Annotated in this window: 15 protein-coding genes; 11 read left to right on the forward strand and 4 right to left on the reverse strand. The window is 43.0% G+C overall.

What is annotated here, in order from left to right:
- Positions 1-579: an ORF6N domain-containing protein gene (locus GGU45_RS16110; RefSeq protein ID WP_435226444.1), complete on the reverse strand. Its 579-nt coding sequence runs from the start codon at positions 577-579 to the stop codon at positions 1-3.
- A 148-nt stretch (positions 580-727) separates the two neighbouring features.
- Here GGU45_RS16110 and GGU45_RS16115 point away from each other — a divergent pair, with 148 nt between their 5' ends.
- From GGU45_RS16115 to GGU45_RS16130, 4 genes are all read left to right on the forward strand, one after another.
- Positions 728-1,576 carry an SRPBCC family protein gene (locus tag GGU45_RS16115; protein ID WP_435226445.1) on the forward strand — a complete coding sequence of 283 codons (849 nt, stop codon included), beginning with the start codon at positions 728-730 and terminating at the stop codon, positions 1,574-1,576.
- Positions 1,577-1,689: 113 nt separating this feature from the next.
- Positions 1,690-2,151, forward strand: coding sequence for a MarR family winged helix-turn-helix transcriptional regulator (locus GGU45_RS16120; RefSeq protein WP_435226446.1), 462 nt, complete (start codon positions 1,690-1,692; stop codon positions 2,149-2,151).
- 10 nt (positions 2,152-2,161) lie between these two features.
- A complete protein-coding gene (locus tag GGU45_RS16125) occupies positions 2,162-2,668 on the forward strand; it encodes a transposase (RefSeq protein WP_435226448.1) in 507 nt (168 codons plus the stop codon).
- A 186-nt stretch (positions 2,669-2,854) separates the two neighbouring features.
- Positions 2,855-3,547: a class I SAM-dependent methyltransferase gene (locus GGU45_RS16130; protein WP_435226450.1), complete on the forward strand. Its 693-nt coding sequence runs from the start codon at positions 2,855-2,857 to the stop codon at positions 3,545-3,547.
- A gap of 34 nt (positions 3,548-3,581) precedes the next feature.
- On the opposite strand, the gene GGU45_RS16135 is transcribed toward GGU45_RS16130, so the two are convergent.
- Complete coding sequence (locus GGU45_RS16135; protein WP_435226451.1) at positions 3,582-3,938, reverse strand: GIY-YIG nuclease family protein; 357 nt, start codon at positions 3,936-3,938, stop codon at positions 3,582-3,584.
- A 406-nt stretch (positions 3,939-4,344) separates the two neighbouring features.
- Here GGU45_RS16135 and GGU45_RS16140 point away from each other — a divergent pair, with 406 nt between their 5' ends.
- The gene (locus tag GGU45_RS16140) at positions 4,345-4,860 is read left to right on the forward strand and encodes a hypothetical protein (RefSeq protein ID WP_435226453.1); all 516 of its coding nucleotides are present in this window, start codon (positions 4,345-4,347) and stop codon (positions 4,858-4,860) included.
- 104 nt (positions 4,861-4,964) lie between these two features.
- Here the strand turns inward: GGU45_RS16140 and GGU45_RS16145 are convergent, their stop codons facing one another.
- Complete coding sequence (locus GGU45_RS16145) at positions 4,965-5,495, reverse strand: helix-turn-helix domain-containing protein (RefSeq protein WP_435226455.1); 531 nt, start codon at positions 5,493-5,495, stop codon at positions 4,965-4,967.
- 1,068 nt (positions 5,496-6,563) lie between these two features.
- Here GGU45_RS16145 and GGU45_RS16150 point away from each other — a divergent pair.
- Positions 6,564-7,427 (forward strand): alpha/beta fold hydrolase, encoded by an 864-nt coding sequence (locus GGU45_RS16150; RefSeq protein WP_435226456.1) that lies wholly within the window; start codon positions 6,564-6,566, stop codon positions 7,425-7,427.
- 83 nt (positions 7,428-7,510) lie between these two features.
- On the opposite strand, the gene GGU45_RS16155 is transcribed toward GGU45_RS16150, so the two are convergent.
- Entirely contained in the window at positions 7,511-8,101 is a 591-nt protein-coding gene (locus tag GGU45_RS16155) for a BRO family protein (protein WP_435226457.1), read from the reverse strand.
- Positions 8,102-8,913: 812 nt separating this feature from the next.
- Here GGU45_RS16155 and GGU45_RS16160 point away from each other — a divergent pair.
- The 5 genes from GGU45_RS16160 (at position 8,914) to GGU45_RS16180 (ending at position 13,982) form a co-directional block, all read left to right on the forward strand.
- Positions 8,914-9,474, forward strand: coding sequence for a hypothetical protein (locus tag GGU45_RS16160; RefSeq protein WP_435226459.1), 561 nt, complete (start codon positions 8,914-8,916; stop codon positions 9,472-9,474).
- A gap of 224 nt (positions 9,475-9,698) precedes the next feature.
- Positions 9,699-10,637 carry a tetratricopeptide repeat protein gene (locus GGU45_RS16165; RefSeq protein ID WP_435226461.1) on the forward strand — a complete coding sequence of 313 codons (939 nt, stop codon included), beginning with the start codon at positions 9,699-9,701 and terminating at the stop codon, positions 10,635-10,637.
- A 3-nt stretch (positions 10,638-10,640) separates the two neighbouring features.
- Positions 10,641-11,729, forward strand: a complete 1,089-nt coding sequence (locus GGU45_RS16170; protein WP_435226462.1) for a hypothetical protein — start codon at positions 10,641-10,643, stop codon at positions 11,727-11,729.
- A 350-nt stretch (positions 11,730-12,079) separates the two neighbouring features.
- Positions 12,080-13,600: a PIN domain-containing protein gene (locus GGU45_RS16175; RefSeq protein WP_435226464.1), complete on the forward strand. Its 1,521-nt coding sequence runs from the start codon at positions 12,080-12,082 to the stop codon at positions 13,598-13,600.
- A 4-nt stretch (positions 13,601-13,604) separates the two neighbouring features.
- Positions 13,605-13,982 (forward strand): ASCH domain-containing protein, encoded by a 378-nt coding sequence (locus tag GGU45_RS16180; protein WP_435226465.1) that lies wholly within the window; start codon positions 13,605-13,607, stop codon positions 13,980-13,982.
- Positions 13,983-14,196 lie beyond the last annotated feature (214 nt).

Consider the following 14,196-nt stretch of genomic DNA (forward strand, 5'->3'; position numbering starts at 1 on the left):
TTATTTCGCATTAAACCCGATCCGCTGGCGGTCATTCCATTTTTTCTGGGCCACTTTCTCGTCCAGTAAATTTTCAATGGCATCATAAATAGCGGAGAGCTGCGCATCGTGGCCGGTAATGCGATCCTGGATCTGTTTCAGTTGTTCTGCCAGATCGCTCTGCTGCAGCATGATCCTCCTGATTTCCACAAAAGCTCTCATAATGGCGATGTTCATTTGAATGGCTTTGTCGCTGTTCAGGAGGCCGCTCAGCATTGCTACTCCCTGTTCTGTAAATGCATAAGGTAGTGCCGTTTTTGGCCGTTTTCCGGGGTATGTCATCACAATTTGTGATGACATACCTGTAACTGATTGAAAGTCATCATTGTATAATTTGTCGATTTCTGGCCTCAATGCGGCAGATTCCTGCCGGGTCAATTGAAACATAAAATCAGCGGGAAACCGTTTCCTGTGTCTTTTTACGGTCTGATTCAGTGTTCTTGTTTCTACTTCATAAAGGACGGCAAGGTCAAAGTCGAGGATCACGCGTTCGCCACGGATCTCGTAAATACGGTTTTGGATACTGCGGATGATTTGCATAGGTTAACTATTTTATACTGTAAAAGTATATAAATAATTTTTAAAGCGTTTTTCCTGTTGTCAGCGTTATACGCTTCCCTGCCGGCTGATGTATCTTTGTTTTATTAAATTCAAAACCCGATCTTCAAATGATATGCCTGTTATAGAGTTGAAAACGCTAATCAAAGCCGATCCGGAAACCTGCTTCGATTTATCAAGAAGCATTGACCTGCACCGTTTTTCAACCGTTCAAACCGGGGAGCGCGCTGTTGCCGGAAAAACCACCGGGTTGATCGGGGCGGGAGAAACCGTGACCTGGCAGGCGCGGCATTTTGGAGTGCGGCAAAAGCTCACTTCAAAAATTACGATGTACGACCAGCCTTTTCATTTCCGGGATGAACAGCTTAAAGGCGCGTTCCGGTTTATGAAGCATGATCACTATTTCAACGCTGTTGAAGGAGGCACCTTAATGAAAGATGTATTTGAGTTTCAGTCGCCATTGGGTATACTGGGACAACTAACGGATGCCATTATTATGAAGGGTTATCTTACCCGGTTTTTAACAAAGCGGAACAGGGTAGTAAAAGATATTGCCGAATCCGGGATGGGGACCTGTATAGTAGCGGCGGAGCGTAAACAAGATGTCAGGGAACGGGCCGGCGCCTTTTCTTATACACCTGATGGGTTCATACCGGAGGAAACATTGCTGCGCGCTTATTATGCATGGGCTGATGTTGAAACGATCTTTGCTTACAAGAAAGACCTGGTAACAACCGATGAGATTTGCTTGGATCTGTTTACAAAGAAGGGAATACGCGTCTTTATCAATGAATCCTTGCCCGGCTGGGATCGGTTTCTGCAAAAATTGTCGGAGCGGCTTCCATTAATACCGGAGGGCTGGGAGTGGCAGGTAGCGCAGCCCCCTTTTGAAACAAATCTTACATTACTATTTGATCGGAGAGGGCGGACTTTGAAGCAGGCAGCAACAGGCTGCTATGAAGGTGTTCACCGACAATAACGAAGGTATTTACCGTTTTTTTTCTAATGGTCACTGGACAGGAGCCGGCAAGGATGAAAAATTCCGGAAGTTTTAATTATCTTTATAATCAAGATAATTAATAATAAAGATAAATGCAAAAGTCAACCGTAGAAAATTTAAGTGAATTGGGACGAGAGATTTCCGATGTGACCATACTCATGCATGAGGCCATTGCCCGCAATGCCGGGCTCACGGGAGTAGATCACAAATACCTGAGCCTGATTCTGCGGCAGGGACCACTTACGGCCGGGGAGTTGTCCAACCTTACCGGGCTTACCACAGGTGCTGTAACCGCCGTGATCGACCGGCTGGAGGGCCGGAAGCTGGTAAGCCGCGAGCCGGACAAAACGGACAGGCGGAAAGTATTGATCGTTGCCAATACGATCAAGGCGAAAAAGTTATTCGAGCCATCCAGCACCCGGCTAAAAGCAGAAGTTGGAAAACTGGTTTCCACCTACAGCAAGAAGGAAATGCAACTAATTGCTGGTTATCTCCGTGCGTCAATCGGCATTATGCAGGCATTTACCCGGGAGCTGAACAAAAAATCCAAATAAAACAGTCATCATGACAACCCTTAATATGGAGTACGTATCAAGAGCGGAAAGCTGGTTACTGATAACCATCCTCGCTTATTTTTTATTGAACGGCGCACAGCTTTTTGAAACGGCGGTGCTGGTTCCCAAATGGACGGCCGCCCCGCCCCAATCCTTCCGGTACTTTAAAGCCCCCTATGGAGCCGACCTTAAAACCTTCTGGATCATCGCGCATTCTATACACGAAATAGCATTTATATTGGCTATTGCTTTCTGCTGGAAAATTGATCCGGTAAGGAACGGGCTCCTGCTCCTGTTTGCCATACATGCTGCATTGCGGGTATGGACGCTGCTTTATTTTGCTCCCAACATTATTGAGTTCCAGGCCATCGCAAACGGCAAATCCTTTACTACCGACTTACTAACCCGAACAAAACAATGGCGACACTTAAACTATATCCGCGTTGGCGTTTTTATAGCGATATCCATCGGGTTAGTGCCTTTGTTGGTAAAGCTCGCCGGTTTAAAAAACGGATAAGCTGCTTTTGGGCCACGCCGCAGCACTCCCGGTAGCGGCGTGAAGCCTGTCCCGTTGAAGGCTGGATCACGCACTTCAGCACCTCAATATGGAGGATTTTCGTTTGCGGGCCCACCCATACTCCGGAGCCTTTACACCACGCATGTTCTGAATAAATCCTTTTCTTTGCCGCATATGCATTTATCAATGGCTTTTTCCATAGGAGATCAGACTCTGGAAATCTGCATGCCGCCGCCGGATTATATTCAGCGGGCATATCAGCGCAACAAGAACGCCGCCTATTGGGCGCAGGTATGGCCGGCAGCAATCGGCCTTTGTATGTTCTTACAGAAATATAAGGAATACGTTGTGGATCAACAGGTGCTGGAACTGGCTGCTGGCCTGGGTTTACCCGGTTTATATGCAGCCTCTTTTGCAAAACAGGTCACCATCAGCGATAAGGAAGTGTTTGCATCAGAATATGTAAAAAGATCCGCGGAGCAGCTACAACTAAATAATGTAACCGCCATAGCCTTAGACTGGAAGGATGCTGTTACACTGCCATTGCCCGATGCGGTATTGCTCAGCGATGTAAACTATGAGCCGGAGGTATTTAATGAACTCAAAAAAGTAATTGACTACTTTCTGCAGCATAGCGTTACCGTAATTATCAGCACGCCACAGCGGCTGGTGGCAAAGCCCTTCATCATTACCTTGCTGCCTTATGTTGTACAGCAATGGAACGGAACTGTAACGCTTAATGATGTGGAAACGGATGTGAGTGTTTTTGTGTTTCGGCAAGCTCAGCACGATGATTCGGCAGGCTCAGCACGACGATTCGGCAAGCTCAGCACGATGATTCGGCAAGCTCAGCGCGATGATTCGGCAAGCTCCCCATGACGATGAGCCAAACTCATCGTTGCAGTTCGCGATGTCACCCTGAGCCTGTCGAAGGGTGATCTCCCGAAGGGGGCGAAGGGTGATCTCCCGAAGGACTCCCATACTGTGTATAGTTCCTCGATAACAGCTTCAAGGCATCCCAATCGGATCGCATCAATGCCTCTTTCTTTTTCCGCGACCAGCCTTTGAGCTGCTTTTCAAAGGCAATGGCGTTCCTTACATCATGAAAGCATTCATAGTAGGCCAATGTTACTGGTCTTCTGGAAGAGGTGTAACTGCCCTCATAGTACCCGTTTTCATGCTGATGTAGCCGTCGTTCCAGGTTGTTGGTAATGCCGGTGTAATATGAATTATCGGCGCACTTCAGGATGTAGACATAGTAGCGTTTCATGGAATGGGTGTTTTGTTTATGTTAATGGCGTGCTTCGGCAGGCTCAGCACGGCAGGCTCAGCACGACGGTTCGTCATGTCATCCTGAGCTTGCCGAAGGATGATTGCCGAAGGATGATTGCCGAAGGATGACTCGCCCGAGGGCGCCCCCTTTTACATCATAGCAGACGGGCTCAAATTTTTGCAATAGGTTGGTGATCCGTTCTTTTTTCATAGTTATCTGTTTTAGGTAAAGTTAAAAATAAATTTAATATACTGACCCGCTCAATATAAAGGAGATGGCATCATTATTACAAACTACTATTGCGACAGATACCTTACCAAAGAGAAAGGATGTTGCTAAATAGACCTGCTATTGTTGCGTTTTGATAAAAAGCTTCGTTTTACCCAAAAAGCAAAACAAATTTATGAGAATCATTGTTTCTATTGCCTGCCTGTTAATGGTTATTGCAGCCTGTAAAAAGGACAACAACCTGCAGGAAGGCTACACTTTTACCACGGCGTTTAAAAATGAACTTTCGGTACCGGTAGAAATAAGAAGAGCGATGCTCTGGCGCAGAGCCCTCAATAAACCGGATACGCTGATATACCAAGATACCCTTAAAATTGTCGCTGGCGGCGTATATGAGCAGGGACAGTTTATTTGCACTGAAAACTGTAACCCGGAGGGGCTTTATTACGACATTCTGGCACCGGCATACAACATAAGCAAAATAGTGATCCAGGGTAAGGAGCGCATGGATACCGCCTGCAATACAAAAGCCCTTATCTTAAAAGATCCGCTTTTCAAATGCGAAGATGGGCCCACCGGACCCCCCAATATTTACGCCTACTACCAGTATAAACAAACACAGGATGCAAAAGGCAATATCATCCGCCGGGAATATGTGTTTGATGCAAAGGACCTGGCTGCGGTAAAGTAAATGCGCCTTGTTCCGGCAATGCAATGACTTTTTTTCCGTCAAAGAGCGAAAACCAGAAGCACGCTTTCATTATTCCTGTTACCGGATGCGGGTTTGTTCCCTATTCATCGCTTTTTACGGTTGCACAACTGCAGCGCCGTTTTTTTGGCGCTCTTCAGCACTAATAGTTTATGCTCCATCAAAAGCTGCCGGGCGGGGCAGCAGGCGGCCATTGCAATCAATGTGTCCTGTTTTAACTGTTCCACCAATTGTTTTGAAAAAACCGGTGTATCCTGTACTGTCAGGAGGTCTATGACCTCCAATCTTTTAACCAGGCATTCATGCAGCTCCTGCATACGCGCCAGCTCCCGTTCCGTGCGCGTGATATCCGATGCGGTATTGCTGGCCAGCTGCTCCAACTGCGCTGTTACCTCCCGGTACTGTGCCAGGTCCTGTTCTTTTGCCGGGGTTACAGCCCGGTTGCTTTTCGCACGCTTTTGCTTTGATAATAATTCCAGTTCTCCTGCCTTAATAAGGGCATGCGTGGGCAGGGAGCGATGTCCGTTTTCGTAAAGGGCAAGGGCAGAGCGCGATACGCCCAAAAGAAGTGCCATTTGTTGTTGGCTAAACTGCAGCCGGTTCCGGAGTTCCTTCATATTGGTTGTTTTGTAACAGTATAAATGTAACAATAAGAATTGTTACAGCTGCGGGTGTTTCAACTTTGTAACACTTCTTTTATTCTAAAGAAAAATGTTACAGGTAGGGCAGGTCCGGTTTTTATGGCAACCGCCTGCGGCGGCGCCAGGTTTATTTTCAACCGGCACTCTCACCGTCTGCTTTATCACCCCAAGGGGCCATCAGCCTCTGCACGTAATGCTCACTGCTCCCCTTCCCCTTCTCGCGCAGGCCTCCGCCTGTGCATTTCAGTAATTGAACAGCTACCTAAAGCAACCTTCTTAACCGTTGCACCTGCAACGTATATGAAGCCGGTAACAAAATCACACCGGGGCCGGCCCGTGTGATAGGAGCGATAGGCTGTACTTCCTGTAAGGTGTAGGTAACAGGCACCCCCCTGGAAAAAATACGGCGGTCTGCGCGTAAACACCAACATCTTTTTAACGGCAGCATTCCGGTATATGCAGTCCGGAAAGCAGATTTTTGAATACAAAAACCACCCCTTTTTGCCTGTCATTCTGGCAAAAATGTTTCAAAAATTACCCATGCCGGTTCAAAAAAGTGGGATATACGAGCACCGAACAAACACCGAACAAAGGATATAGAAAGGATATACAAAGGATATACAAACGATACAGAAAGGATACAGAAACGATATACAAAGGATACAGAAACAATACAGAAAGTTCAGTCTTTCCGGTTTGGGCCATAATAAGGCAATTTAAGGCTTTGGTGCATTGTTTGGGCATCTCTTATTTAGGAAGCACAGAAGTGGCGGCTATGCGGCCTTAAAACCCGCCTGGAGGGCACTAAAAACGCAACAGACCTGCCGGTAATCAAAGCTATTAAAAATGCCCGGGAAGGCAACGTTGCTGCCATCCTGGCACCTGCACGTAACGCGCTCTGTCCCCCCAGTCCCCCAGATCCCCCAAAAAAAAACCGGCAAAATCTACCCCCAAACTTGTCGTATTCCCCCAATATCCAATTCCCCAATCCCAGCCATCTTTGTGTGGTCAATAAAACAGGCAAACAACCCAAAAACGGTCGGTATGAAAATTAGCATCCATATTTTTAAAACCATACTTTTAATCACCATTATTATGCTTACAGCAGCTACATCACAAGCACAACCCACCCCGGCCGACAGCGGCTATGCCCCCCTCAACGGCATCAAGGTATATTACAAGGTATATGGCCAGGGCCAGCCCCTGGTATTGTTACACGGGGCATTTATGACCATCGACGGCAACTGGGGTCCGCTCATCCCCCAGCTTTCAAAAACCCGCAAGGTCATTGCGCTGGAGCTGCAGGGGCACGGCCACACCCCGTACTCCGATCGTCCCTTATCCCACGCCACCCTGGCCGCCGATGTAGCCGGCGTAATGGATTACCTGCATATAGACAGTGCGGATGTGGTGGGCTATAGTTTTGGTGGCGCCATCGCTTACCAGTTTGCCATACAACACCCTCAGCGGTTAAAAAAACTGGTCATCATTTCTGCCACTTATAAAAGTGAAGGCTGGCTGCCCCAGGTAAACGCCGCCTTTAAACAAATGAAGCCCGGGCTTTTTGATCAATCGCCCATGCACAGCGCCTACAATGCCGTGGCGCCGGATACCACCAAATGGATCCCATTCCTGCAGCAGATGATCGCCTCCGCCCGGCAACCCTTTAACCTGGGCGATGCCAACATTGCAAAAATTACCGCCCCCGTGCTCATCATTGCCGGCGATAACGACGGGCTGGATAAACTGGAGCTCATCAAAACCTACCAGCTGCTGGGCGGCAATGTAGTAGCCGGTTTTGGCCCCGCCCCCGCATCCCAGCTGGCCATTGTACCCGGGCAGGGGCACGTAAGCCTGATGGAGCAAACCACCACGCTGTTGAACCTCCTCAACGGTTTTTTAAAGTAGGGGGCAGGGGAAGGTTTTTTATGAGCCCGGCTGCAGTACTCATGGCGGCGGAGTGGAGCCTGTCCCGTTGAAGGCGGGATCACTCACTTCAGCTGTGGAATAAGCATCAGCCATCGGCCCACCCATAACACTCTATGTCCCCCCGGTCTCCCTGTCCCCCAAATAGTACTAGTACCTTTAAGGGCAGGCCTCCCGGCCTGTGCCGCGTCAGCGCCGGTACTACAAAAGCCATCTATTTTTTCCGGGTATCTTTCAATATCTTTCTTGCATCGCCATCCACACCACGCTCGTAAATAATGCCCGACAGTTTTTTCTCCGATTTGGTCAGCTTTTCCCGGGCCCACTTCCAGCAGGCGCTGTTCAATAATTTCCTGCTTACGGGTTTGTACCGCAAAATAAGTTTGGGCAAACGCAATGGCCGGTTTAGCCGGGTCGCCGTTCTGCGCCACCAGGTAGCAGGCGTAGCGGGTAAGGGCAATATCTTCCACCTCCCGTTGTGCGCCACTCCCCAATGTTACCATTTTGTTGAGGCCAACAAAATGGTCAGCGATAGGCTCGCCGGCGGCATTACAGGATTTACGTGCTTTATCCAGCGCATTCAAAAAATTTTCCCAGCGGCTATAGCCCAAAATCACCAGCCCTGAGCTTGCCGAAGGGCACGCCTTTAACTTCATAGCAGGCGGCCTCAAATTTTTGTAATAATTCGGTGATCAATTCTTTTTTCATGGTTATATATTTTAGGTAAAGTTAAAAATAAAGCCTGATGAATATTGGGGCCTGCCCCAGCAAGCGAGGGGAGGGGGCTCTGCGGTATCTTGTTATTAGAATGCTTTCTTGCGCAGCCCCCCGGCCTGTGCATACCCGTAACTTGGGTACTACCTAAAGCGGCTTCTGTAATTACTGTATTTGTAAAAAGGATTAAGCTAAGTAACAACGCCGCACAGGCCGGGAGGCCTGCGCGAGATATGAAAACCACTCGCTAATTTTTGCACTTGTGGAAAATAGGTATATTAGCAAACCAAAATTGCTCAATGAGAGCCTATAAATCAATCTAATATATAGAAATGAAATCCAGGTTTAAACAAGAGTTTGAGGACGAGTATAAAAAGGTGAAGGTAAAAGTAGATTTAGCTGCAAAACGTCTATATGTAATTGCCTTTAATATTTATGCTTGGTTTTGGTTAATAAGGCAAATTTTTGTACGGCACTCTACCAACATTGAAGATTATCTTTTATGGTTCTTTACAACGGCGGGAATGTACTATTTTGTTCTTGATAACAATGATATATTCTTTAAAACAAAAAAGACTAAAATCTAGCCCTCAATTATAGATTCTTGAACTTCACAGCTTATGACGTTAAGTTAAGTGACAAAGCCATATGCCGTACAGTCAGCGTAAACTAAATAATATAATGCCTTTACGGGGTCCCGTAAAAAATTAGGAAGCCAAATTCAGATCTTCGCCCCAAATAAATTATTGAAAAAATGCTTAAAAGACTATCGGCTATTACAGCCATTGCCCTCATTACGGTAACTTCTTACGGACAAGATGCAAAAAAAGAAGGGGAGGCCGTTAAAACTAAAATGGATGTTTTTACTTCAAAAACAGGTAGCTTAATAAAATTTATCGATACAAATTTACCCAGCTTGAAAACTGCCTACGGGATATCAGAAACAAGAGTCCGGAAAATTTCAAGTAGCTCGGGAAACGGATATTTTTATCAGATTGAAAAGAAAGGACAGTATAGCAATACCACGGCTTCAATCGAATATACTGATCTGATTGAAGTATTAAAAGCGGTAAAGGCACTTAAAGCAGACGTTAGCAATGATATTGCGGCTAATCCAGATTATATGGAAAACAAATTTGTAACAGCAGATGGTTTTCAGGTAGGCTATTTTGTTGATAAAGGGAAAGCAAAATGGTACATTAAATTAGAAAAGTACGGGTCAGATAATACCCTGTTTATTAATGATGCCGATGTAATAGAAACAGCATTCACAGAAGCAAAAAATAAAATTGATGAACTAAAAGTAGTAAAGTGATTATTTTGTAACAGCCCGCTGACCCCTTCAAGATCAATGGAAATTTCCTCAAATATTTTATGACGTAGATAAATACACATAACGGAAACTTCTTATCTTTTATTATATTTATAATACCAAGATAATGTTGTCGAGTTGAAGTACCCAAAACTACATGGCCAGTAATTGAATTTAGCTTATAGTATTATAAAATCAACGGAGGTCAAAAAGATGAAACAGCGAATATGAAATATGTCCCCAATTTGATTCCAGAAAGGTCTAAAGTTTTACCCGATTACTTTAAAGGAAGTAGTCCGCAAAAGCCACATAAGAAAAATAAACTAAAGGCCTTTGTAATGTGGGTTCTGGGTGCAATCTTTTTTCTGTTTGCACTGGTCTCTATCAGCCATCCTGCGCTTTTTATACTATATGGTTTGATAGGTTTTATCCTTGTTCCTCCCGGTCATAATTTTCTGGAAAAGAAATTACAATTCAAATTAACTTCAAAAACAAAAACTATAACGGCGCTTGCTTTATTTATAGCCTCTATGCCTTTGATGGATTATTATCAAAAAATCGATAATAAAATAGCTCATGAGGAAAAGTTGACGACTGAGAAAAAGGCAACAGAAGAAGCAATTGCTGCGGAGCAGGATAGACAGCGGATAGATAGCATTACGTTTTATGTGCAGCAAAGTAATCAACTTAAAGAAAAACATAAGATTGACGATGCGGAAAAAAAATTGAAGCGCGCCCTGTCTTTTGTAAATACACAAGAAGAAAGAAGCTCAATAGCAAGGCAACAAATAGCTATTACCACTATAAGAACAGAAGATCTCATTAAAGCCGGTAAATATAAGGCAGCACTTCCAAAAATCGATTCATTGTTAAATTCAGATCCACAAAATTCAGATCTGCGTTATAACAGAGCCCTATGTTATGCAAAAACAGGAAAAATTTCGGAAGCCGTCAGTGATCTAATGCCTTTAATACAGGCGGGCAATATCAACGCTGAGAAGTTACATAACAAAGTCAATCCTATTCGTAAAAGGATTACCGGGTATATTACGCTTTGCCGTGATGGAACCACTTCTAATGCCAGAGGGAGAGGTGCATGCTCCTGGCATGGAGGGGTTAAAGATTGGAATTATCCTATTTATGAAGAATACAGGAAATATGAATAAGTTATGAACGGAAAAGTATATGAAATACAACCATTGATTGCCCGCAGTGTCATGCAAAAGCTGTTTAAGCAACATCCGGATGACAACGCTGTAATAGAACTCAACAATTTACTTGCAACACAAAGCATATATACTATCTCATCTGGCGATTTAGAACAATTAAATCAAAAATACAAGCTGAATTTAAAAAGGGAGTATAGGTTAAACCTGGAAGAATTCTATGCCGTTTATCTAAATCATTGCCTTTCCGACAGGCGATTGGATGACGAAGAGCTGCATGATCTCAATCATTTAAAGCTGCTTTTTGAATTGGATGATAAAACGGTGGATAAGCTTCATGTAAAGCTGGGAGAAAAGATGTATAAGCAATCTTTTTCTGAAGCTGTTGCCGATGGAAATCTTTCAGATGAGGAAAAAACATTTTTAAGCGCCCTTGAAAACACATTGAAACTGCCCAAAGAACTTGCAGACAAAATAGCATTTGAAGTAAAAAAAAATTTCGTTAACGATTTTGTTTCAAAAATCGTTTCAACTAATAGCCTATCCCCAAAAGAAGAGCAGGAATTAGAACAGATAGCCCGCAATTTAAACGTGCAGTTAAAGGCAGACGAACAAACCCACTATCACTTGGAAAAGCTAAAACAATACTGGGTATTGGAAAACTTACCCTTGCAAACGATGGAACCGGATATTGTTATTCAAAAATCAGAATTGTGTTACCTGCAAGTATTGAATGTTAACTGGTACGAGCCCAGAGGCAGCAGATCCAATAATCCCCGTTACCCTTCTATCTTTAGTAGCAATACAAAGACATATGTAGGGCCAGGCAGAAACCAGAGCCGGCCGCAGAATGCGGAAGCGCTAAGGCTTATAAATGATGGTGCTCTCTACCTAACCAATAAGCGAATCATATTTACACATGGCTGGAATAAGTCTATAATACGGCTAAACGATATTTCAAGAACACAGCCCTTTGCAGAAGGTGTGGAAATTTATAAGTATAATGGCAAAAATATAGTTTTGCAAATGGGGCAAAATGCGGATGTTTTTGCAATGATACTTTTACGAGTACTACGTAGTGAATATCGATAGTTTTTTTCTTGTGCAGGTCTCCACCCCCAATGGTAGCACCACTTGCAAAAATAATGCCCCCGACTGGTATGCCGTGGGCGCTCCGATCTTTTGTTTCAAGGCCTATGATCCATGTTCCGGAGGCTTCCCGTAAAAAGGTTTATTGTAAAGAGATCCGTTTGTGTAAAGAACTGCTTTGCAGATTTTTATTTAGTTGAAAAAATAAGTATATTAGCAGTAGCAACAGAAGCTTAGAAGGCTACCAATTGAAAGACAAAAAGCCATGCAAAAGAAGGTATCGGAATAAAGGAACTTAATTGCTTTTAACCATCGATGAATTTGATTTTGAAACTGCAAGAAATATTTAAACTATGAAAGTGCTACTTGATACAAATATCATCATTCATAGGGAGGCAAATAGAGTTAGCAACCCTGCTATTGGCCAGCTCTTTAACTGGTTGGATAAGCTGAAATACGATAAATATATCCACCCACTCACTTTATTCGAGCTGAACAAGTATAAAGATCAGGAGGCAGTAAAGACGATGAATGTTAAAGTTGAGAGTTATAATCAATTGAAACATCATGCCCCGCTAAGTGATGCAATAAAAGCTGTAAGTAAACAGGTTGACACAAAGGATAATGATATTAATGATACCCAAATTCTTAATGAGGTATATGAAAACCGGGTTGATCTGTTAGTGTCGGAGGATAAAAAAATACATACTAAGGCTAAACTATTAGGGATAAGCGAAAAAGTTTTTAGGATTCAGGATTTCTTGGAAAAATCAATCGCCGAAAATCCCAACTTAATTACGCATAAAGTATTGGCAGTTAAAAAGGTTGACTTTGCCGAGGTCGATCTAACTGATCCCTTTTTTGATAGCTTCAGAAATGACTATCAGGAATTTGACAAATGGTTTAATAGCAAATCCGAGGATCCCTGCTATGTTTGTTATAGCGATGGTCAGTTAACGGCATTCCTTTTCGTAAAAATTGAGAACCCTGGTGAAGATTACGCTGATATTTCGCCTGTCTTTGCGCCCAAAAAGAGGTTGAAAATAGGCACTTTAAAGGTTACAGGAAATGGCTATAAAATTGGAGAGCGATTTCTCAAAACAATTTTTGACAACGCTCTTCTTTTTAAAGTAGAGGAAATTTATGTTACCATCTTTAATAAAAGACCAGAGCAGGAACAGTTAATAGAAATGCTTGAAGAATGGGGCTTTTACAAGCACGGAATCAAAACTACTGCCAACGGAAAAGAAATGGTTTGTGTTCGGGCGTTTGGCAAAACGCTTCCGGCAAATGTTGAGAATCCAAAACTGACATTCCCATTTTTTTCAAGGCAAACCAATAAATATTTGATAAAAATCGAAGCTCAATATCATACGGAACTATTTCCTGATAGCATCAATACTAAAGAAGATAAAACTAAATATACCGAGAATGAGCCCCACAGGAATAGGATAAGCAAAGTTTATATTTCTCATTCTCCTGATAGGAATCTGAAATCAGGCGATATTGTATTAATCTATCGTCTTGGTGAAACGTCTCCCAAAAAATATTCAAGCACGGTAACTACCATCTGCATAGTAGAAAGTATAAAATCTAACTTTAAAGACTTTGATGATTTTTACAACAGTTGTAACAGACGAACAATGATTTCAAAAGAAGATTTGGAAACAAAATGGTGGAATAAGTATCCTAAGTTTAGGCCTTTTATTATTAACTTTCTATATGCACATTCTTTACCAACACCCAAACCCACATTAAACGATTTAATCAATCTGAAAATATTTTCAGATCCAATGAGCTTGCCAAAGGGTTTTGCGAAACTAACCGATGCCCAGTTTAACGATTTAATTAAATTTGCTTATTCTAAGAAATGAAACAATGAAAGTAGTATTATCCATAAAGCCCGAATTTGCATATAAAATTTTTGAAGGAACGAAGAAGTTTGAATTTAGGAAGGCGATTTTTAAGAACGAAAATATTAAATCGGTAATCGTCTATGCCTCTTCGCCTGTTCAAAAAGTAATAGGTGAATTTGAAATAGATAAGGTACTTAAACATGACCTTGATACGCTTTGGAGCTTAACCCAGGAGCATTCAGGCATTAGTGAAGCATTTTATTATGAATATTTTGCAAACAAGGACGAAGGATTTGCTATAAAAATAAAAAAAACCAAAAAATACAAAAAGCCAAAGTGTCTAAGAGAAGATTTTAATTTAGCACCCCCACAGTCTTTTGCATATTGGGCAGATAAGTAATTTGTCGGCTGAATTGAAATAGTTTCTATGTCGTTGGTGTTTTATTATAATTCTGTATCAATTTAGGTTGATGAAAATTGATATAGAATTTAACGGCAGACACTATTTTTTTATAATTAAGGGAGTATCCCGAAAAGTGTGTAAGTTAAAATCGAGGTAAAATAATCGTAGAACTTATACCTTCAATCTGTCACCAAAAATAATTAAGAACTGG

This window comes from Niabella hirudinis (assembly GCF_051201075.1).
GTDB classification, from domain to species: Bacteria; Bacteroidota; Bacteroidia; order Chitinophagales; family Chitinophagaceae; genus Niabella; species Niabella hirudinis.

What these genes read in the sequence shown, in the direction of transcription:
- GGU45_RS16110 (WP_435226444.1), bottom strand. Translation starts at nt 579, where the DNA reads ATGCAAATCATCCGCAGTATCCAAAACCGTATTTACGAGATCCGTGGC.
- GGU45_RS16120 (WP_435226446.1), top strand. Translation starts at nt 1,690, where the DNA reads ATGCAAAAGTCAACCGTAGAAAATTTAAGTGAATTGGGACGAGAGATT.
- GGU45_RS16125 (WP_435226448.1), top strand. Translation starts at nt 2,162, where the DNA reads ATGACAACCCTTAATATGGAGTACGTATCAAGAGCGGAAAGCTGGTTA.
- GGU45_RS16130 (WP_435226450.1), top strand. Translation starts at nt 2,855, where the DNA reads ATGGCTTTTTCCATAGGAGATCAGACTCTGGAAATCTGCATGCCGCCG.
- GGU45_RS16135 (WP_435226451.1), bottom strand. Translation starts at nt 3,938, where the DNA reads ATGAAACGCTACTATGTCTACATCCTGAAGTGCGCCGATAATTCATAT.
- GGU45_RS16140 (WP_435226453.1), top strand. Translation starts at nt 4,345, where the DNA reads ATGAGAATCATTGTTTCTATTGCCTGCCTGTTAATGGTTATTGCAGCC.
- GGU45_RS16145 (WP_435226455.1), bottom strand. Translation starts at nt 5,495, where the DNA reads ATGAAGGAACTCCGGAACCGGCTGCAGTTTAGCCAACAACAAATGGCA.
- GGU45_RS16150 (WP_435226456.1), top strand. Translation starts at nt 6,564, where the DNA reads ATGAAAATTAGCATCCATATTTTTAAAACCATACTTTTAATCACCATT.
- GGU45_RS16155 (WP_435226457.1), bottom strand. Translation starts at nt 8,101, where the DNA reads ATGAAGTTAAAGGCGTGCCCTTCGGCAAGCTCAGGGCTGGTGATTTTG.
- GGU45_RS16160 (WP_435226459.1), top strand. Translation starts at nt 8,914, where the DNA reads ATGCTTAAAAGACTATCGGCTATTACAGCCATTGCCCTCATTACGGTA.
- GGU45_RS16165 (WP_435226461.1), top strand. Translation starts at nt 9,699, where the DNA reads ATGAAATATGTCCCCAATTTGATTCCAGAAAGGTCTAAAGTTTTACCC.
- GGU45_RS16170 (WP_435226462.1), top strand. Translation starts at nt 10,641, where the DNA reads ATGAACGGAAAAGTATATGAAATACAACCATTGATTGCCCGCAGTGTC.
- GGU45_RS16175 (WP_435226464.1), top strand. Translation starts at nt 12,080, where the DNA reads ATGAAAGTGCTACTTGATACAAATATCATCATTCATAGGGAGGCAAAT.
- GGU45_RS16180 (WP_435226465.1), top strand. Translation starts at nt 13,605, where the DNA reads ATGAAAGTAGTATTATCCATAAAGCCCGAATTTGCATATAAAATTTTT.